Here is a 20155-nt window from a genome sequence, read left to right as displayed (position 1 = left end):
CGCGATCAGAAGAAGGTGGCGCTGACGCGGAACAGCTTCTCGACGTCGCGCAGCTGCCGCTTGCGTGGCACGAAGATCACGATGTGGTCGTTGCTCTGGATCACGGTGTCGCCACGCGCGATGATGACCTGCGCGGGCGTCGGCGTGCCGGTGCCGGCGGGCAGGGCGCCTTCGCCCATCTCGGGCAGGCCCCGCATCACGAGGCCGAACTGCGCGCCCTTGGGCAGCTCGATGTCCGAGATCTTGCGGCCGACCACGCGCGAGGTCTTGCGGTCGCCGCGCGCCACGATCTCGAGCGCCTCGGCCACGCCGCGCCGCAGGCTGTGCACGGCCTGCACGTCGCCCTGGCGCACGTAGGCCAGCAGCTCGCCGAGCATGGTCTGGGCCGGCGACAGCGCGATGTCGATCTGCGTGCCATGCATCAGGTCGGCATAGCTGCGCCGGTTGATCAGCGCCAGCACGCGCTTGGCGCCCAGGCGCTTGGCCAGCAGGCTGGCCATGATGTTGTCCTCGTCGTCGCTGGTCAGCGCGAGGAACAGGTCGATGCCCTCGATGCCTTCGTCCTCGAGCAGGTCCTCGTCGGTTCCGTCGCCATGCAGCACCAGCACGCTGGCGTTGGGCAGCTCGGAGGCCAGCTGCACGCAGCGCGCATGGCTGCGCTCAAGCAGCTTGATCTGGTACTTGACGCCCGTCTCGATGAGCTGCCTGGCAAGTCGCAGCCCGACCCGGCCACCGCCGGCGATCATGATGCGCTCGACCTTGCTCTGCTCGCCCGGGTCGTGGCGATGCAGCGCCGACAGCACGGCAGGCAGATGCTCGCGTGCCGACAGCACGAAGACCTCGTCGCCGGGCTCGATCAGGGTCGGGCCTTCGCAGACGATGAAGCGGTCGGGTTCGTTCTCGAGCCGGCGGTAGATGCCGACGATGCGCATGTCGGCACCGGGCACGCGCTCGCGCAGCTCTGCGATGCTGTGCCTCACGAGCGGTGCGCCGGCCACTGCGCGTACCGCCACCAGACAGGCCAGGCCATTGGCGAACTCGCGTACCTGAAGCGCCTCGGGATATTCGACCAGCTTGCCGATGTAGCGGGTGAGCGACTCCTCGGGGCAGATGACGCAGTCGACCGCGAAGCCTTCCTTGCCCAGCAGCGGGCTGCCCTCCTTGTAGGCATTGGAGCGCACGCGCGCGATGCGGGTCGGGATACCGAAGGTCTGGTAGGCGACCTTGCAGCAGACCAGGTTGGTCTCGTCCTGTGCGGCGCAGGCGATCAGCATGTCGGCATCGCGCGCCCCGGCCTCGGCCAGCACGTCCGGCTCGATGCCGCTGCCCACCACGCCGCGCAGCTCGAAGCGCTCTTCCAGTTCGCGCAGGCGCGCCGCATCGGTGTCGATGACGGTGATGTCGTTGCGTTCGGAGACCAGCGTGCCGGCCACGCTCTCGCCGATCCGGCCTGCCCCGAGGATGATGATTTTCAAGTGTTGGACTCCCGGGGAGGCGTTATACGCCGGTCGCCCGTGGCGGGTAACGGCAACTTCGCGATGCGGGCCTCGGCACGTTGCCGGGCCTCCTAGGGACGACGCGCCTCGAAGAGCAGCGCCAGCGCGAGCAGCGCGCACAGGGCGCCGATGCCGATCGCGATCCGGCGCGCCTTGCGGCGTGCCGCCAGCCGCCGCCGATCCTCCAGTTCCTCGAGGCGATCGAGCACCGACTCGATCAGCACCTCGTCTTCCTCGGGCAGCTCGAGGCGCTCCTCGACGGCCAGGGCCTGGAGTTTTCGGATCGCTTCGCTTCGGTCGGTCGACATGCGGGCATTTTGCAGCACCCGGCCCGGCAGCGTCCGGAACCGGACGACCGGACCTCCCAGGCGAGCACTACGCGATCCGAACGGCGGCAGCGTGGCCCGCGGGGTGCGCCATCATCCCGGGCCGAGAGGCATCGAATGATGCTCGTGGGTGATCTGCCACCGCCCGTTCGCCTTCCGCAGTCCGAGGGTCAGGCGGCAGTGTGCGTCGCCGCCACCGATGGTCAGCAGGCCGTGGGCGAATGCGACCCGGTCGCCGGCCTCGATCCTGAGTTCGTCGATCCGGAATCGTTCGGGGCCCGCGGGGTTGTGCGCAAAGAAGAGCCGCCAGGTCCGCCGGTAGGCGTCGATGCCGATCTCCTGCACCGGTTCGGGCACGTCGAACATCACGATGTCGTCGGCGTGGTCGGCCGTGACCCGGTCGAGGTCGCCGCTGCAGATGGCGTCCTGCCAGTCGTCGATCAGCGCGCGGATGAGGGTCTCGTCGTGTCGGGCGGGCATCTCAAGCCTCCTCGGCGAGCGCGCGCTGCCGCCTGCTGCGCCGGCCGAATGCGGTCGATGCGAACAGGAGGCTCGCTGCGAGCAGGATGACCGCGCCGACCCCCATCGCGATCGCGAAGCCCGTCGCGAAGGCCGACTGTGCCGACAGGCGCAGCGCGTCTCCGGCGGTGGCGGTCAATCCCGCCGCGATGGCCAGGGCACCGCCCAGCGTGTCGCGCGCAGCACCGGCCGCGGCTGCCGCGGTGCCTTCGGGAACGACGATCAGTGCGCGGTATGCCGCGACGCCGATGCTGCCGAGCAGCGCCACGCCCAGCGCGCCGCCGAGTTCGGCGCTGGTTTCCGAGATCGCGGCCGCCGCACCGGCCTTCTGTGCAGGGGCAGCCGCCAGCACGAGATCGATTCCCAGGGTCATGACGGTGGCGACACCGAAGCCCAGCAGCACCATGCCCGAGATGACGGCCGGCAATCCGAACGAGCCGGACAGAGCCGCCATGAGGGCCAGGCCCGAGGCCGTCAGCGCGAGCGCCCCGCCGATGACCTTCACCGACGAGAACCGCCGCGAGAGCGACGCAGCGCCCAGGCACGCTGCAACCGACGCGATCGCCGCGGGCACGGTCCACAGGCCCGCGTTCAGGGGCGACATGCCGACCACCAGTTGCAGATGCTGTGCGACGAGCAGCGAGGCACCCGTCCAGGCAAAGAGTGCAAGCGAGTTGGCCGCCAGCGCGGCCGAGAAGCCGGTGTCGCGAAACAGCGCGAGATCGACGAGCGGGGAGGGCAGACGTCGCTGACGCCGCAGGAACATGGCACCGGCCATCAGGCCCGCGACGAGTGCAAGCGCCGCCGTCGCGGTGGGGCCATGCTCGGCGAGCTGCTTCAGGGCGAAGGTGATCGACAGCAGGCCGAACACCGACTGCGCGACGCTGGGCCAGTCCAGAGGGTGCGTCGCGCGCTCGACGCGCTCCGGCAGGAACCGGGGCCCCAGCAGCAGCAATGGCAGCATGAACGGCACCGCCAGCAGGAACACGGAACCCCACCAGAAGAACTCGAGCAGGACGCCGCCCGCGATCGGCCCCAGCACGCCGCCGAGCGTGAAGCAGGCGGTCCAGATGCCGATCGCGACACTGCGCTGCCGCGTCGTCTCGAACAGGGTGCGTATCAGCGCGAGCGTCGATGGCAGCAGCGTGGCGCCTGCAACCCCGAGCAGGGCGCGGGCCCCGATCAGCATCGCCGGGCCGGTCGCGAAGGCGGCCAGTACGGAGAAGAAGCCGAAGAACGCCGCGCCGATCAGCAGCAGCCTGCGTCGACCGATCCGATCGCCGATCGCGCCCATGGGAATCAGCGCACCCGCGAGCAGGAAGGCGTAGATGTCCGAGATCCAGAGCAGCTCGGAGCCGCTGGGCCGAAGCGCCGCGCTGAGCGCGGGGGCCGCGAGGAACAGGATGCTCATGTCCATGGAAACGAGCAGGGTCGGCAGCGCGAGCACTGCCAGTCCGATCCATTCGCGGCGGCCGGCGGGTCGTGGCATCTCATCCATGGAGGCTCCCCTGGGCGGCGGCACCTGCACCGCAGCAAAAGTGGTCTGTTCGATATAGCTATCGATCGTTATAGTAAGCTCGGCCGGATCGACGTCAAGATATTTATAGCGATTGATACAAAATGACCCGAGGACGACCCCGAGAGTTCGACAAGGCGCAGGCGCTGGACACGGCGATGCGGATGTTCTGGCGCCACGGATACGAAGGCGCTTCCGTCGCCGCGCTCGCGGGCGAGATCGGCGTCACCGTTCCGAGCCTGTATCTGGCGTTCGGCAACAAGGAGAGCCTCTTCATGCAGGCGGTTGCCCACTACGGGCTCTACAGCGAGTGTCTTTATGAGAAGGCATTTGCGCGCGTATCGGCGCGGGAGGTCGCGCTCGACATCCTGATGGGAGAGGTGGCGCTGGTGTCCGGCCGGGACACCCCCGATGGATGCCTCATGATCCAGGGCGCTCTTGCGACCAGCCCCGACTCCGAGGCGGTGCAGCAAGCCATGGCCAAGCTTCGGCGGGATGCCGAGTCGGCCGTCGCCGCCCGCTTCGAACGCGCCCGGCAGCAAGGCGATCTCCCGGCTGGCTGGGAGCCGCAGTCACTGGCGAGCTACGTCATGACCGTGGCTGCCGGCATCGCGGTCCAGGCGAAGACGGGCTTGCCACGCAGGCGCCTTCAGCGCGTGGCGGAGATGGCCATGCTGATCTGGCCCGAGGGCCCTCAGGCCTCGGCGTCGAGGCGCAGGTCCGCCCAGGTCCCCGGCGCCAGGCCGTCGATCGAGTAGGGACCGATCGCGGTCCGGATCAGTCGCAAGGTGGGGAATCCCACGGCCGCGGTCATTCGCCGCACCTGGCGGTTGCGCCCTTCGCGGATCACGAGCTCCAGCCAGGCCGTCGGGATGGCCTGGCGGATGCGCACGGGCGGATCGCGCTCCCACACGGCGGGCGGCTCCTGCAGCAGCCGCGCGCGTGCCGGCAGCGTGAGCCCGTCGTTGAGTCGCACGCCTTGCCGAAGGGCGTCGAGCGCGGCTTCGTCGGGGCTTCCTTCGACCTGCGCCCAATAGGTCTTCTCCATCTTGAAGCGCGGGTCTGCGATGCGCGCCTGCAACCGGCCGTCGTCGGTGAGCAGCAGCAGGCCCTCGCTGTCGGCGTCGAGGCGGCCGGCGGCATAGACGCCGGGCAGGTCGATGAAGTCCTTCAGGCCACGCCAGCGGCCTTCGGCACCGAACTGGCTCAGCACGCCGTAGGGCTTGTTGAATCGGATCAGGCGCGATGAATCGCCGGCACCACGGGTGCCATCCGCCCTGACGATTCCTCCCCGTGTGCCTGCCATTCGCATCCGGCCATGATGCCAGCCCCGGGCCGCACGGCGCGCGCCTTCAGGTGTAGCGCCTTTCGAGCGCATCCCATTCCGGCTTGCCGACGAGCCGCTGCCGCTCCGCGAACGGCACGACCAGCGCGGGGTCCTCGTCCACGCGCTCGTGCTCGCGCAGCACCGTCAGCGCCTTCTGCATGCCCGCGACCGCACCCTGCAGCGCCGCGTTGGCGTACAGGACGATGCCGTAGCCGAGCTGGCCCAGTTCCTCGGCACCGAAGATCGGGGTCTTGCCGCCGATCACCATGTTCATGAGCTGCGGCTTGTCCAGGCGCAGCGGCAGCGCGCGGATCTCTTCGGCGGTGGTGACCGCCTCGACGAACAGGATGTCGGCGCCGGCCTCGGAGAACTTCTGCGCCCGCTCGAGCGCCGCCTCGAAGCCCTGCGTCGCGCAGGCGTCGGTGCGCGCCATGACGAGGAAGTCGGGGTCGGTCCGTGCGTCGACCGCGGCCTTGATCTTGCTCACGGCCTCCGCGGTGGAGATCACTTCCTTGCCCGAGAAATGGCCGCAGCGCTTGGGTGCGACCTGGTCCTCGAGCTGGATGCAGTCGGCGCCGGCACGCTCGAGCACGCGCACCGTGTGACGCACGTTCAGGGCATTGCCGAAGCCGGTGTCGGCGTCGACGATCAGGGGCAGACCGACCGCGTCGCGGATGCGCGCCGTGTGGTCCGCGATCTCGTGCAGGCCCATGAAGCCCTGGTCCGGCATGCCGAACCACATGTTGGTGACACCGGCGCCGGTGACGTAGATGGCTTCGTAGCCCAGGTCCTCGATGACCTTGGCGGACAGCGCGTTGAAGGCGCCCGGCACGATCGCGCCGCGGCGGGCCTCGACCAGGGTTCTCAGTTGCTTCTTGGTGGACATGCGGGACTTCCTCGGTTCAGAAACTGTCGCCGGGCACGCGCACGTGCCCTTCCATCAGCACGCGGGCGCTGCGGCTCATGAGGGCCTTGGTGACCGTCCACCGGCCGTCGACGTGCGCGGCCTCGGCGCCCACGCGCAGCGTGCCCGAGGGATGGCCGAAGCGCACGGCCTGGCGCGCACCGCCGCCGGCCGCGAGATTCACCAGCGTGCCCGGGATCGCCGCTGCGGTCCCGATGGCCACGGCCGCGGTGCCCATCATCGCGTGATGCAGCTTGCCCATGGACAGCGCGCGCACCAGCAGGTCGACGTCGGACGCCGCCACCGGCTTGCCGCTGGAGGCGGTGTAGCTCGCAGGCGGCGCGACGAAGGCCACCTTGGGTGTGTGCTGGCGCCGGGCGGCCTCGGCCACATCCCGGATCAGCCCCATGCGGACGGCACCGTGCGCACGGATGGACTCGAACATGGCCAGGGCCTCGCTGCTGCCATTGATCGCATCCTGCAGCTCGGTGCCGGTGCAGCCGACGGCCGCGGCGTCGACGAATATCGTGGGGATGCCGGCGTCGATCAGCGTGGCCTTCAGGCAGCCGAGCCCCGGAACCTCGAGATCGTCCACCACGTTGCCGGTCGGGAACATGGCACCGCCGGCTTCGCCGTCGCCCTCGTCGGCCGGGTCGATGAATTCCAGCTGCACTTCGGCGGCCGGGAAGGTCACGCCGTCGAGCTCGAAGTCGCCGGTCTCCTGGACGGCGCCGTCGGTCATGGGCACGTGCGCGACGATGGTCTTGCCGATGTTGGCCTGCCAGATCCGCACGGTCGCGGTGCCGTTGCGCGGCACCCGGCCTGCATCGAGCAGGCCGTTGCCGATCGCGAACGGCCCGACCGCGGCCGAGAGATTGCCGCAGTTGCCGCTCCAGTCGACGAAGGGCTGGTCGATCGACACCTGGCCGAACAGGTAGTCGACGTCGTGGTCCGGCCGGGTGCTGCGCGAGACGATCACCGCCTTGCTGGTGCTCGAGGTGGCGGCGCCCATGCCGTCGATCTGCTTGCCGTAGGGGTCGGGGCTGCCGATCACGCGCAGCAGCAACGCATCGCGCGCCGGGCCGGGAACACGTGCTTCCTCGGGCAGGTCCTGCAGGCGGAAGAACACGCCCTTGCTGGTGCCGCCGCGCATGAAGGTCGCGGCGATCCTGATCTGTGGCGTCGCTGGCATCAGGCGGTGTCCCCGGCAGCAAGGAAGTCTTGCGCAAAACGTTGCAGCACGCCACCGGCCTCGTAGATGGAGAGTTCCTCGGCCGTGTCGAGCCGGCAGGTCATCGGCACGTCGATGCGATCGCCGTTCCTCCGCCGGACCACCAGCGTGAGGTCCGCGCGCGGCCGGCGCTCGCCCACCACGTCGTAGGTCTCGCTGCCGTCCAGCCCCAGTGTCAGCCGGTTGACGCCGGCCTTGAACTCCAGTGGCAGCACGCCCATGCCGATCAGGTTGGTGCGATGGATCCGCTCGAAGCCTTCTGCCGCGATCGCCTCCACGCCCGCCAGCCTGACGCCCTTGGCCGCCCAGTCGCGCGAGCTGCCCTGGCCGTAGTCGGCGCCGGCGATGATGATCAGCGGCTGCTTTCTCTGCATGTAGGTCTCGATGCCCTCCCACATGCGCACCACCCGGCCCTCGGGCTCGACGCGCGTGAGCGACCCCTTCTTCACCTGGCCGTCGACCACCGCCATCTCGTTGACCAGCTGCGGGTTGGCGAAGGTGGCACGCTGCGCGGTCAGGTGGTCGCCGCGGTGGGTGGCGTAGGAGTTGAAGTCTTCCTCGGGCAGGCCCATCGCGTGCAGGTATTCGCCGGCTGCGCTGTCGCGCAGGATCGCGTTCGACGGCGACAGGTGATCGGTCGTGATGTTGTCGGGCAGCACGGCCAGGGGACGCAGGCCGCGCAGCGTGCGTTCGCCGGCCAGCGCGCCTTCCCAGTACGGCGGACGACGGATGTAGGTGCTCTGGGGGCGCCAGTCGTACAGCGGGCTGATCGGCTCGCCGCTGGCCACGCCGATCCTGAACATCGGATCGTAGACGCGGCGAAAGTGCTCGGGCTTGACGCTGCTGGCGACGACGGCGTCGACCTCGGCATCGCTCGGCCAGATGTCCTTCAAGGTCACGGGCCGGCCATCGGCGTCCGTGCCCAGCACGTCGCGCTCGATGTCGAAGCGCACGGTGCCTGCAATCGCATAGGCGACGACCAGCGGTGGCGATGCCAGGAAGGCCTGCCTCGCATAGGGGTGGATGCGGCCGTCGAAGTTGCGGTTGCCCGAGAGCACGGCGGTGGCGTACAGGTCGCGCTCGATCACTTCCTGCTGGATGAGCGGATCGAGCGCGCCCGACATGCCGTTGCAGGTGGTGCAGGCGAAGGCCACGATGCCGAAGCCCAGTTGCTCGAGTTCGGCCAGCAGGCCTGCTTCCTCCAGGTACAGCTGCACTGCCTTGGAGCCCGGCGCGAGAGAAGACTTGACCCAGGGCTTGCGCACGAGGCCGCGTGCGTTGGCGTTGCGCGCCAGCAGGCCGGCGGCGATCACGTTGCGCGGGTTGCTGGTGTTGGTGCAGCTCGTGATGGCGGCAATGATCACGGCGCCGTCGGGCATGCGGCCCGGCACGTCGTCCCAGGGCGCGGCGATGCCGCGCGCCGTCAGGTCGGAGGTCGGCAGGCGCTTGTGCGGGTTCGATGGCCCGGCCATGTTGCGCACCACCGAGGACAGGTCGAAGCGCAGCACGCGCTCGTATTCCGCGGTGGCCAGCGCGTCCGACCAGAGCCCCGCTTCCTTCGCGTATATCTCGACCAGGCGAACCTGTTCGTCCTCGCGCCCGGTCAGGCGCAGGTAGTCGATGGTCATCGCATCGATCGAGAACATGGCTGCCGTGGCGCCGAACTCGGGTGTCATGTTGGAGATCGTCGCACGGTCGCCCAGCGTCAGCGCGGCGGCGCCCTCGCCATGGAATTCCAGGTAGGCACCGACCACCTTCTGCTTGCGCAGGAACTCGGTCAGCGCGAGCACGATGTCGGTCGCGGTGATGCCGGACTGCGGCCGGCCGGTCAGCGCCACGCCGACGATGTCGGGCAGCCGCATCCAGGACGCACGGCCCAGCATCACGCTCTCGGCCTCGAGTCCGCCGACGCCGATCGCGATCACGCCGAGCGCATCCACGTGCGGCGTGTGGCTATCGGTGCCGACCAGCGTATCGGGGAAGGCCACGCCGTCCTGCGCGTGGATCACCGGCGACATCCGTTCCAGGTTGATCTGATGCATGATCCCGTTCCCCGGCGGTATCACCTCCACGTTCCTGAAGGCCTTGCGGGTCCATTCGATGAAGTGGAAGCGGTCTTCGTTGCGACGATCCTCGATGGCCCGGTTCTTGGCGAAGGCGTCGGGGTCGGAGCCGGCGAACTCGACCGCCAGCGAGTGATCCACGATCAGCTGGGTCTGCACGACGGGGTTCACCTGGGCCGGGTCGCCGCCCATGTCGGCGATCGCATCGCGCAGGCCGGCGAGGTCCACCAGCGCGGTCTGGCCCAGGATGTCGTGGCACACGACGCGCGCGGGGAACCAGGGAAAGTCGTGGTCGCGCCGGCGCTCGATCAGCTGCAGGAGCGACTGCGCAAGGATCGCCGGGTCGCAGCGGCGCACCAGGTTCTCGGCATGCACGCGCGAGGTGTAGGGCAGGCCGGCCCAGGCGCCCGGCTTCAGGGCATCGACCGCCTCGCGGGCGTCGAAGTAGTCCAGTGCGGTGCCCGGCAGGTTCTTTCGGTACAGGGTGTTCATGCGTGGGAGAAGAGCGCCTGTCAGCGGCGGTCGCCGATCGGCAGGAAGGCCAGGTCTTCGGGCCCGGTGTAGTTGGCGCTCGGGCGGATGATCTTGTTGTCGATGCGCTGCTCGATGACATGCGCGGCCCAGCCGCTGGTCCGCGCGATCACGAACAGCGGCGTGAACATGGCCGTCGGCACGCCCATCATGTGATAGCTCACGGCACTGAACCAGTCGAGGTTGGGGAACATCTTCTTGGCGTCCCACATGACCGACTCGAGCCGCTCGGCGATGTCGAACATCTTGCTCGAGCCGGCCTCTGCCGACAGCGACCGGGCCACGCCCTTGATGACGACGTTGCGCGGATCGCTCACGGTGTAGACCGGATGGCCGAAGCCGATCACCACTTCCCTGGCTTCCACGCGGCGCCGGATGTCGGCCTCGGCCTCGTCGGGCGATTCGTAGCGCTTCTGGACCTCGAAGGCGACTTCGTTGGCGCCGCCATGCTTGGGCCCGCGCAGCGCACCGATGGCGCCCGCGATGGACGAGTACATGTCGCTGCCGGTGCCGGCGATCACGCGCGCGGCGAAGGTCGAGGCATTGAACTCATGCTCGGCGTAGAGGTTGAGCGAGGTGTGCATGGCCCGCTCCCACGCGGCGCTCGGCCGGGTGCCGTGCAGCAGGTGCAGGAAGTGCGCGCCGATCGAATCGTCGTCCGTTTCCAGCTCGATGCGCTTGCCCTGGGTGGACCAGTGGTACCAGTACAGCAGCATGGAGCCCAGCGATGCCATCAGCCGATCGGCGATGTCGCGCGCACCGGGCGTGTTGTGATCGTCCTTCTCGGGCAGCGTGCAGCCCAGGGCCGAGACGGCGGTGCGCATCACGTCCATCGGATGTGCGCCGGCGGGGATCTGCTCCAGCGCCGACTTCACGCTCGCGGGCACGCCCCGCATGGCCTTCAGCTTGCCCTTGTAGGCGCGCAGTTCCGCCGCGGTCGGCAGCTTGCCGTGCACCAGCAGGTGCGCGATCTCCTCGAACTCGCAGACCTCGGCGATGTCGAGGATGTCGTAGCCCCGGTAGTGCAGGTCGTTGCCCGTGCGGCCGACGGTGCACAGCGCCGTGTTGCCGGCCGTGACGCCCGAGAGCGCAACGGATTTCTTGGCCTTGAATCCGGCCGGTGCGTTCGGGGTGGCGATAGTCATGCAGTCTCCTTGTCCAGATAAGAGCGATCGATGGGAACGGGGTGTCCTGCGGCATCCACGGCCACCATCTCGAACACACCCTTGAGAACTTCTTCCTCCGGCGCGCCGAGCGTCTCGGCGAGGCCGGTGACGCACACCGTCATCGAACTTCGACCCACGCGGCTCACCCACGAACGCAGGGTCAGCACGTGGCCGACCGGAATCGGGGAGAGGAACTCCGCGCCGGTCACGCCGGCCATCACGACGTCGCGTCGCGCCAGGCTGCGGCCTGCCAGAAAGGCGGCCTTGGCCATGAACTGGAGCCCATGGCCCGCAAACAGCGTGCCGTAGTGGTTGGCCTGGTCCGGAAAGACGATGTCCTTGAGCTCGACGGTCCCGTGGGGTGTTGTCATGCTTCGCAATTTACGCACAATCGAGGTTTGGCAGAAGGACTGAAAGGGCGAAGATTTGCGAATCGAAATCGGCAAATTTGCGAAGAGTGCAAATTGACGCCCGCCGGAGATCACGATGAAGAAGACTTTCATGGGCGTGCGCCTGCGCAAGCTGCGCGCCGAACGCGGCATGTCGCAGATCGCGCTGGCCCAGGCGCTCGAGCTCTCACCGAGCTACCTGAACCAGCTGGAGCAGAACCAGCGGCCGCTCACGGTCGGGGTCCTGCTCCGGATCAGCCGCGCGCTGGGCGTGGACGTGCAGCAGTTCTCCGAGGACGAGGAAGCGCGCCTGGTGGCGGGCATGCGGGAGGCCCTCGCGGACAACCCGGGCGGCGAGGCGGTGGCACTGCCGGAGCTGCTGGAGATCGCCTCGCAGATGCCTGCCGTCGGTCGCGCGCTGCTGGCCCTGCATCGGCGCAATGCCGACGCCACCCAGCGTCTCGAAGCCATGGCGCTGCGGCTGGGGGACGATCGCGCCGACATCGCGCCATTACGGCCGATGGCCTTCGAGAGGGTGCGCGACTTCTTCTTCGCCCATCAGAACCACTTCGATGCCGTGGACCGCGCGGCCGAGGCGCTGGCCGCCGAAGCGCGCGCCAAGGGCGGCGCCCTGTCCGACTGGCTGATCCAGCGGCTCGCCCGCAGGCACGGTGTGCAAGTGGTTCCCGCCCACGACGAGGCCGAAGAGAGCCAGCGCAGCTACGAGCCGGGCAGCCGGACGCTGCGCCTGTCCGGGTCGCTGGACGACGGTCAGCGTGCCTTCCAGCTGGCGACGCAGCTGGCGCTGCTGGAGCAGTCCTCGCTCCTCGATGCGCTCGCCGATACGCCGGACTTCCACCAGGAGCCGCAGGCCCGGACCCTGGCCCGCATCGGCCTGGCGAACTACTTCGCCGGGGCCCTGCTGCTGCCCTATGCGGAATTCCTGAAGGCCGCCGAGACCCTGCGCTACGACATCGACCGGCTGTCCAGCCGCTTCGGCGTGGGCTACGAAACCATCTGCCATCGCCTGAGCACGCTGCAGCGCGCGGAAGCGCCCGGCGTGCCGTTCTTCTTCATCCGCGTGGATCGGGCCGGCAACATCTCCAAGCGGCAATCCGCTACCCATTTCCATTTCTCGAAGACCGGCGGCACCTGTCCGCTCTGGAACGTCTACGAGGCCTTCTCCCAGCCGGGAAAGATCCTGCCGCAGCTGGCGCGCATGCCCGATGGCCGCACCTACCTCTGGATCGCCCGCACTGTGTCCAAGGGCATGGGCGGCTATGGCGCCCCGAACAAGACCTTCTCGGTCGCGCTGGGCTGCGACATCCGCCATGCGCCCCGCCTCGTCTACTCGCGGGGCATGAACCTCGACAACCCGGAGATCGCCATCCCGATCGGCATGGGATGCAAGGTGTGCGAGCGCACGCGATGCCCCCAGCGGGCGTTCCCCTTCGTCGGCCGACCGCTCGAGGTGAGCGAGAACGAGAGCCGGTTCACGCCCTATCCGGCCGATGCGGCCGGGCCGGGTTGAGCAATGGCCTGTAGTGCGCCTGCCACATGGCGCCTTCGGCAAGTGATTGGCGGATTCGGGCAGTGCCGTTCACCGCGCGCGCGCCTAGCATGCAAGCCCAAATCTGGCGTGAGCGGAGAAGGCAGCCCCATGTCGACTCTCCTGCGGGCTGGCGGGGTGAACATGATCGATTTCTTCAAGGGCAGCCTTGCGCTGGCCACCTTGTGCCTGGCGGCCTGCGGCGGGTCCGATGGCGCAAACATCCCGCTGCTTGCGAGCGCCGGGGGCGTGCCCGCAGTGTGCGCAAGCGCCTTCGATGGCCCGGCCGGCAGCAGCGAGAAGGGCGCGCTTTCCACTCATGCGAAGGAGGGCGACGAGGTGGGGCTCTCCTCGTGCCTCGATGCCCAGCGAAACGTGACCATCGGCGGGGCCGGCGGTTGCGGCCCGACCGTGGTCATCGACCGCTCCTTCACGGGCGCCGACGCCCTGGGCAAGATCACGATCGCAGCCAACGGCAAGCTGGCCGCGCCGCAAAACGGCGAGGTGCTGGAAATCGAGACCACCGGCATCGCCGTGGCCGGCGTGCTTTCGCTCGGCACCGCGGCATGCCCGATCGGCGGCGACAACAATCCGACGCAGCGCGTGCGCATCACCTTCACGGGCTCGCAGACCTCCCAGGATCCGACCGCCATGGGCAGCGGCGCCGACAAGGGGATCGAACTGCAGGCCGGCGGCATCCTGCGCCTGTTCGGCGCCAAGGGTGTGGCGCCGAAGGGCGTCAGCTGGACCTACCTGAGCCAGCCCGCGGGCCCGGCTGCCTACCAGACCACGCAGGAGAAGATCGGTGCACCGGTCGCGGAGGGCGGCCAGCGCCGCCTGCATCTGGCCGCCGATGTCACGCAGGGCAGCGCGGGCTGGAAGGCGGGCGACTGGATCGTGGTCGCCACCTCCAGCTTCAGCCCCTTCGAATCGGAATTCGTGCAGATCCAGTCGATCGAGCCCGCGGGTGGCGGCAGCGTCGTCACCCTGGTGCAGCCCCTGCGGCACTACCACTTCGGCGGCGCCGACCCGGGCCTGCCGTCGGAGGCCAACTTCGGCGCCGATGCCCGCACTAACTACGGCGTCGACGAGCGCAGCGAGGTCGGCCTCGTGAGCCGCAGCATCACCTTCACGGCCCGCACCGCTTCCGCCACAGACGATCCGAAGAACCAGAACCATCATTGGGGTGGCGAGATCCGGCTGCTGCCGGGCTTTGCCGAGGCCAGCATCCAGGGCGTGGAGCTCGAGAAGTTCGGCAAGGCGCGCAATGGCAGCTACCCGATCCACTTCCACATGACCGGCCAGGCCGGGCCGCACCTGATCGACAGCAACAGCATCCACCACAGCTACAACAAGTGCGTGACGGTGCACATGAGCCAGGGCGTGAAGGTCAGCAACAACGTCTGCGCGCGCGCCGTGGGCCATCTGTTCTACCAGGAGATGGCGCAGGAGCAGGGTGGCCAGTTCATCGGCAATCTCGGCATCGGTGCGATGAGCAACTCGTTCGGCATCGCGAAGACCTCGCGCCGGACCGCCGACGATCTCGACTATCTGAACTTCTGGGAAGGCGACTACCTCGCGAAGCAGAACGGCTACCACGGCCTCAACCTGCCCAACACCGACAACCAGCTCAACCCTTCGCACGGGCGCTGCTTCGTGCGCGACCCGAATCGCAGCGGTGCGCTGACGGCCGCGCGGCCCACCAGCCAGATACCGGGCGCGCCGCCGTGCATCGGCGACGAGTTCTACATGGAGCAGTCGAGCGGCTTCTGGATCGGCAATCCAGGTACCGTGCTCAAGGGCAACTCGATCGCCGGCTGCCAGGGCCTCGGCAAGGGCTACTGGTACGTGCCGCCCGCGAACGGCAACCAGAAGTTCGAGGAAGTCGGCGAGTTCCGCAACAACCGCGTGCACGGCTGCTACGACGGCCTGTTCGGCGAGACCGACATTGCGGCGGTGTCGGAGCAGCTGTTCCCGACGCTGGGCGGGAAGCCCACCGCCGAGGCCGAAACGCTCAACGTGATCGCGCATTTCCACGGCTTCACCGCGACCCGCATCCGCAACCGCGGGGTCTGGATGCGGCCTGCGTGGACCGCAGTGGAAGGCGGGCGTTTCGCCACCAACCGCGACTCGGTCTCGCTGGTGAGCTCGGGCGGCAACGACGGCAATTCGCCCGGCGTGTGGGCGCTGCTGAAGGATTCGGTGCTGGTCGGCCTCAGCACCAACAACGTCGACCGCTGGGGACCTTGCGCGCGCCACGACCTCGGCGAGGGTGAAGGCTGCGTGGACCTCAATCCCGAAGCCAACGAACTGCTCGAGAAGGGCTACCAGACGCCGCGCTGGAACTCGGCCGGCTACATGATCTACGACGGCCCGGTGCGCATCCTCCGCAACCACTTCGTGAACTATCTGAAGGACATCAAGCCGCTGCTGACCAACGACGACACCACGCTGCTCGGCAAGTTCGTGGCCTGGCCCGATCCGACCGCCGGCGTCTACGAGGGCGATGCCGCCCTCGGCTGGTTCCAGAACAACCAGAGCGCCTATCCCACCGCATCGACCAGCCGCGCGCTCAGCTTCGACAACGTCGACCTGCGACACCAGATCTACACCGAGAAGGTCAACCAGGGGGACTTCCGCGACGGCGACATGAACACCGCGCTGATCGATCTCGACGGTACGCTCACGGGCTACGTGGTGGTCGATGCGAATGGCGTGCGGGTGTCGGATGAGTTCCCGATCTCGCTCAACAACCTGCCGTTCAACCGCGCCGGCAATTCGGTCGACGAATGCCTCGCAACCGGTCCGCAGGACGAGAAGTTCGAGGGCCGCGCGACCTCGCTGATCTCGGCCGCCAACATGGCGACGCTGGAGTTCGAGGGCCAGGACCCCACCGGGCCCATATGGCAGAACATGGAATTCACCAAGGATTCGATGGATGCGGGCGTGCACCAGCGCATGTCGCTGATGAGCCGCAACCGCCAGGGCATCTGGGAGCCGAAGGTGGCCAGCGGCTACGGCTACACGGTGCGCGCGGTACCGACCACGGCGCCCGGGCAGGCCAAGGTCACGCCCGGCATGCCGGCCATCGTGCGCCTTGGATTCACCGATGCCGTCAAGCCGGCCATGGACACGAAGCCCTTCTATACGCGGCTGGGCATCTGCTATTCGAATCCGAACGGTTCTCCGCCGAGCGGCGCCAACATCAAGGTGGTGCGAGGCTACAAGTCCTGGGGGGGCGGCAGCGTGAGCTTCGACAATGCGCTGCTGCAGCAGTACTTCAACAGGCTGGTCGATCGGCGTGGCGGGCAGCATTGCCACAACCTCGACGACCAGGGGGGCAAGGCCAATCTCAACCCCGTGACCGGCTGCCCGGCCGAAGGCGTGACCGCGATGCCGGCCGGCGGCGTGTGTCCGGCCGGCTCGAGCGCCGAGGGCGACGGCACGAAGCGGGTCTGCGTCTTCCCGCGCGAGCAGCTGACGGCGGTTGGCAGCCTGGCCGCGCTCACCAACGCCGACGGCACGCCGGCCAACGGCGGCCGCAACTTCTTCTTCGATGCCCAGACCGGCATGCTGTTCCTCTACGTGCAGCAGGCCAGCCCCAACGCGCACGGGCCGTCGCCGCTCGGCAGCTGCCGCGGCCTGCCCGGCGACGACCCGGCATGCCCGGGCAAGGACGAGCTCGACACCTACTATTCCTGCCCGCCGCAGGGCTGCATCAATTACTCGGTGGAGCTCAACGATCCCAACTACGTGCCGGGCCCGGCCAACTGCGAGGCGCTCGCGGGCGGCAATCTCTACGGCCCGAACGGGTATTCCCTGCCCGAGCCGCCGCTCGGAAACCGTCTCGGCCTCGTGGTCACGAGCGGCCCTTCGCCGATCGTGGAGCCGCGGGCGGACCCGGTGGTGCGTGACGGCAAGACCTACCAGCGCTGGCTGTCGAACAAGGAGTCTTGCCCGATCACCCAGCCGCCGGTAAGGGCCACGCCGGTCGCCGCGCTCGGTGCGAAGCGCGAGGCTTCCACGCCCGGCGTGGCGCAATGGCTGCGCGATGGGCTGGCCACCGGCACCACGGCCGCCTCGCGCTGGTCGGGCGAGTGGTTCTCCGCCCGTCGCGCTCCCGCGCCGCAGATCGATCCGATGGCGCAGATCTGCATGGCCAAGCCCGCATGAGGCCGCAGCGGCATATCGCGGGCCTCCTCATCCACATAGAAAACCGAAGTCGGGCCACAGGCCCCCGCTCATGAAACGCTCTCTCTGGCTGGCCGTCTCGGCCCTGTGCGTCCTCGTCGCCTGCGGCGGCGGCGGTTCGTCCGCTTCGCGCTTCGCGCTGCTCGGTGCGCCCGCCAATGCGCAGTCGGGCAACGGCCCGCCGGCCATGCAGGTCACGCCGGTCACGATGCGCGTGCTGAACGCGCCGGTGCCCGTGAAGGGTTCCGACGGCCAGATGCACCTGGTCTACGAACTCGAACTCGGCAACTTCACGGGCGGCGTCGTCGCGCTGCAGGGACTGGATGTGCTCGATGCGGCCAGCGGCAGCGCCGTGGCCACGCTGAGTGCGGCCGACATCGCACAGCGTCTGGTGGTGCGGGACCGCGCCGCGGTCAAGGGCCGCCTGGGCGCGTCGCAGGTCGGCCTGCTCTACATGCACGTGAAGCTGGCCGACGCCGCGGCGATCCCGGCCACGCTCGCGCACCGGCTCACGGTCGACACGGGAGGCACGGGCGCCAGCGCGACCGTGGTCGAGATTGCAGGGCGCATCGCGCCCGCGGCTGCGACGACGCTGGTGCTCGGCTCGCCGCTGCGCGGCACCCGCTACATCGCGGGCGACGGCTGCTGCGACTCGACGCGCCACGTGCAGGCGACGCTGCCGCTCAACGGCCAGCTGTACACGGCGCAGCGCTTCGCGATCGACTGGGAACAGCTCGATGCACAGGGCCGCATCTATGTCGGCGACCCCAGGCTGCCGGCCAGCTACGTCATCTACGGCAAGCCGATCTACGCGGTCGCCGACGGCACTGTGGTCGCGGCCCTGGACGGCCTGCCCGATACGCCGCCCGGAGCCCTGCCGGATTCGATATCGATCGAGCAGGCCGATGGCAATCATGTGGTGCTGGATCTGGGCGGCGGCCGCTTCGCGCTGTTCGCGCACATGGTGCCGGGCTCGGTGCGCGTGCGTGCGGGCGACGTGGTGCGCGCCGGCCAGGTCCTCGGGCAGGTCGGCACCTCGGGCAATTCCTCGGAGCCGCATCTGCACTTCCATGTGATGGACAGCCCGTCACCGCTGGCCTCGAACGGCCTGCCCTTCCTGATGCAGAGCTTCAGCGCCTCCGAGCGTGGCGTGTCGACGGCCGCCTACGACCAGGCCAGCAGCCAGGGCACGCCGGTCGCGCTCGAACCGGTGGCGCAGCCGGGCCCGCGCCAGAACGCGATGCCGCTCGATCTCTGGATCGTCGACCTTCCGTCCTGAATCGGCCCAGATGACCTTCATCCATCGCCATCGCGTGCTCGCGCTTGCCGCGGCGTTCTGCGCGCTCGCAGCCTGCGGCGGAGGTGGCAGCAGCAACGCAGCGCTGCCGCTGCCGAGCACCGTGCAGCCAGTGCCCGAGGCCATCGCGCAGATCATGGACAAGCCGGTGTACCGCGAGGCGAAGTGGGCCCTGCGCGTGGTCGACCTCGACAGCGGCCGCGTGCTCTACGACAAGCAGGCCGGGCAGCCGATGCTGATCGGCTCGGTGCGCAAGCTGTTCTCGGTCGGCCTCGCGCTCGAGGCGCTGGGCCCCGGTCATGTGTTCCGCACGCCGGTCTATCGGCGCGGCACCGTCGATGCGACGGGCGTGCTGCATGGCGACCTGATCGTAGTCGCGAGCGGCGATCTCGCGATGGGCGGCCGCACCAACGCGGACGGCAGCTTCGCGATCCCGAACCAGGATCACAACGAGGCCAACGCGCTCGGCAACGCCACCCTGAGCACACCCGACCCGCTCGCAGGCTTCGATCGGCTGGCGACCGAGGTGGCGGCTGCCGGCATTCGCCAGGTGACCGGCGAGGTCATCGTCGATGACCGCCTGTTCGAGCATTTCGACTTCCGCGGCGAGTTCAAGGTCAGCCCGATGTTCGTCAACGACGACGTGGTCGACGTCGTCATCGACAGCAAGGCCGGCGTCGACTGGCGTCCGAAGTCGCAGGCCTTCGGCGTCCAGTCCGCACTCGTGCCGGGCGCGCAGGGCAGCGCGCTCCAGATCGAGCTTGAGCCCGAGCTGCCGACCTGCCTCGGCGCCGCCGCGTGCTTCGGACGCGTCGCGGGCTCGCTGCCGGCCGGCTTCGTGCCGCCGCTCACGGACAGCTATCCGCTGATCCGCACCTTCCGCATCACGGACCCGTCGACCTATGCGCGCACCGTGTTCATCGAGGCGCTGGCGCGGAAGGGCGTTGCGGCCGGCGCGCCGGCGGTGGCCCGCAACCCCGCGCCCTTGCTGCCGCCGGCTGCGTCGTATGCGGACGGTGCGCGCGTCGCGGAGCTGGTGTCGCATCCGTATCGCGACTTCGCCCGACTCATCCTCAAGGTCAGCTACAACCTCGGCGCGGACACCAGTCTCATGCTGCTCGGCCTCACGCAGGGCGCGACCACGCGCGCGGGCGCACAGGCGGTGGAGTCGGCACTGCTCGCCAGCCAGTTCGGCATCCAGCCCGCGGCCCTGTACTTCGTCGACGGCAGCGGCGGCGACCTCACGACCGCCACCAATGAGGCGGTCACGACCCTGCTTGCCGGCATGCGGAAGCGGCCGAGCTTCGCGGCGTTCCGCGACGCGCTGCCGCAGCTCGGCATCGACGGCTCGCTGGGGTTCGTGAAGGACTTCGAAGCCGACCCGGCCCTGGCCGGCGCCCGGGGCCAGGTGCAGGCCAAGACCGGCACCTTCGTCGCAGGCTCGGAGCGCGGCGCGATCCTTCGCGCGCAGGCACTGGCCGGCTACATCGACATGAGGGGTGGCGCCCGACTGGCGTTCACCCTGGCGGTCAACGACGTCGGCGTGATCCACGGCGTGGAGGACATCCTGCCGGTGTTCCAGGATTTCGGAACCATTTCGGCGCTGCTCTGGAAGCTGCACTGAGTTCGGGAGGCGTCGGAGCCCGACAA

The 20155-nt window shown here is 69.0% G+C and carries 15 protein-coding genes; 5 read left to right on the top strand and 10 right to left on the bottom strand.

The genetic code is table 11. The features are described from left to right. Positions 1–5: 5 nt before the first annotated feature. The 4 genes from trkA to QTH87_RS24495 form a co-directional block, all read right to left on the bottom strand. Positions 6–1616, bottom strand: coding sequence for a Trk system potassium transporter TrkA (trkA, locus tag QTH87_RS24510; RefSeq protein WP_444812836.1), 1611 nt, complete (start codon positions 1614–1616; stop codon positions 6–8). Beyond that, positions 1568–1804: a hypothetical protein gene (locus QTH87_RS24505; RefSeq protein ID WP_286612838.1), complete on the bottom strand. Its 237-nt coding sequence runs from the start codon at positions 1802–1804 to the stop codon at positions 1568–1570. The genes trkA and QTH87_RS24505 overlap by 49 nt, the downstream gene beginning before the upstream one ends. Before the next feature lie 111 nt (positions 1805–1915). Continuing rightward, entirely contained in the window at positions 1916–2302 is a 387-nt protein-coding gene (locus tag QTH87_RS24500; RefSeq protein WP_286612837.1) for a nuclear transport factor 2 family protein, read from the bottom strand. Position 2303: 1 nt separating this feature from the next. Beyond that, positions 2304–3839 (bottom strand): MFS transporter, encoded by a 1536-nt coding sequence (locus QTH87_RS24495; protein WP_286612835.1) that lies wholly within the window; start codon positions 3837–3839, stop codon positions 2304–2306. A 122-nt stretch (positions 3840–3961) separates the two neighbouring features. Between QTH87_RS24495 and QTH87_RS24490 the strand changes: the two genes are divergently transcribed. Next, positions 3962–4615, top strand: a complete 654-nt coding sequence (locus QTH87_RS24490) for a TetR/AcrR family transcriptional regulator (protein WP_286612833.1) — start codon at positions 3962–3964, stop codon at positions 4613–4615. On the opposite strand, the gene QTH87_RS24485 is transcribed toward QTH87_RS24490, so the two are convergent. Genes QTH87_RS24485 through QTH87_RS24460 form a run of 6 tightly spaced genes read right to left on the bottom strand, consistent with a single transcriptional unit; the run spans position 4552 to position 11450 of the window. Continuing rightward, on the bottom strand, positions 4552–5163 hold the full coding sequence (locus QTH87_RS24485; RefSeq protein ID WP_286612831.1) for a pseudouridine synthase: 612 nt from the start codon (positions 5161–5163) through the stop codon (positions 4552–4554). The genes QTH87_RS24490 and QTH87_RS24485 overlap by 64 nt on opposite strands. Before the next feature lie 46 nt (positions 5164–5209). Further along, the gene (locus tag QTH87_RS24480) at positions 5210–6070 is read right to left on the bottom strand and encodes an isocitrate lyase/PEP mutase family protein (RefSeq protein ID WP_286612829.1); all 861 of its coding nucleotides are present in this window, start codon (positions 6068–6070) and stop codon (positions 5210–5212) included. Between the two features lie 16 nt (positions 6071–6086). After that, a complete protein-coding gene (prpF, locus tag QTH87_RS24475) occupies positions 6087–7280 on the bottom strand; it encodes a 2-methylaconitate cis-trans isomerase PrpF (RefSeq protein ID WP_286612827.1) in 1194 nt (397 codons plus the stop codon). Further along, a complete protein-coding gene (gene acnD / locus QTH87_RS24470; RefSeq protein WP_286612826.1) occupies positions 7280–9874 on the bottom strand; it encodes a Fe/S-dependent 2-methylisocitrate dehydratase AcnD in 2595 nt (864 codons plus the stop codon). The genes prpF and acnD overlap by 1 nt, the downstream gene beginning before the upstream one ends. A gap of 20 nt (positions 9875–9894) precedes the next feature. Continuing rightward, the gene (prpC, locus tag QTH87_RS24465) at positions 9895–11058 is read right to left on the bottom strand and encodes a bifunctional 2-methylcitrate synthase/citrate synthase (RefSeq protein WP_286612825.1); all 1164 of its coding nucleotides are present in this window, start codon (positions 11056–11058) and stop codon (positions 9895–9897) included. Then, complete coding sequence (locus QTH87_RS24460; RefSeq protein WP_286612911.1) at positions 11055–11450, bottom strand: acyl-CoA thioesterase; 396 nt, start codon at positions 11448–11450, stop codon at positions 11055–11057. Before QTH87_RS24460 ends, prpC begins: the two co-directional genes overlap by 4 nt. A gap of 115 nt (positions 11451–11565) precedes the next feature. On the opposite strand from QTH87_RS24460, the gene QTH87_RS24455 reads away from it, so the two are divergent. The 4 genes from QTH87_RS24455 to QTH87_RS24440 all read left to right on the top strand — a co-directional run bounded on the left by QTH87_RS24455 (position 11566) and on the right by QTH87_RS24440 (position 20129). After that, positions 11566–12999 (top strand): short-chain fatty acyl-CoA regulator family protein, encoded by a 1434-nt coding sequence (locus tag QTH87_RS24455; RefSeq protein ID WP_286612824.1) that lies wholly within the window; start codon positions 11566–11568, stop codon positions 12997–12999. A 129-nt stretch (positions 13000–13128) separates the two neighbouring features. Next, positions 13129–17190, top strand: coding sequence for a G8 domain-containing protein (locus QTH87_RS24450; RefSeq protein WP_286612823.1), 4062 nt, complete (start codon positions 13129–13131; stop codon positions 17188–17190). A gap of 70 nt (positions 17191–17260) precedes the next feature. Then, positions 17261–18487, top strand: a complete 1227-nt coding sequence (locus QTH87_RS24445; protein ID WP_286612821.1) for a M23 family metallopeptidase — start codon at positions 17261–17263, stop codon at positions 18485–18487. Positions 18488–18497: 10 nt separating this feature from the next. Next, positions 18498–20129 carry a D-alanyl-D-alanine carboxypeptidase/D-alanyl-D-alanine-endopeptidase gene (locus QTH87_RS24440; protein ID WP_286612819.1) on the top strand — a complete coding sequence of 544 codons (1632 nt, stop codon included), beginning with the start codon at positions 18498–18500 and terminating at the stop codon, positions 20127–20129. Positions 20130–20155 lie beyond the last annotated feature (26 nt).

The organism is Variovorax jilinensis, from assembly GCF_030316885.1.
In the GTDB taxonomy this organism is placed as follows: Bacteria; Pseudomonadota; Gammaproteobacteria; order Burkholderiales; family Burkholderiaceae_C; genus Variovorax; species Variovorax jilinensis.
The sequence above is the reverse complement of the archived record's forward strand: the minus strand, read 5'-3'. Positions and strand labels throughout refer to the sequence as shown.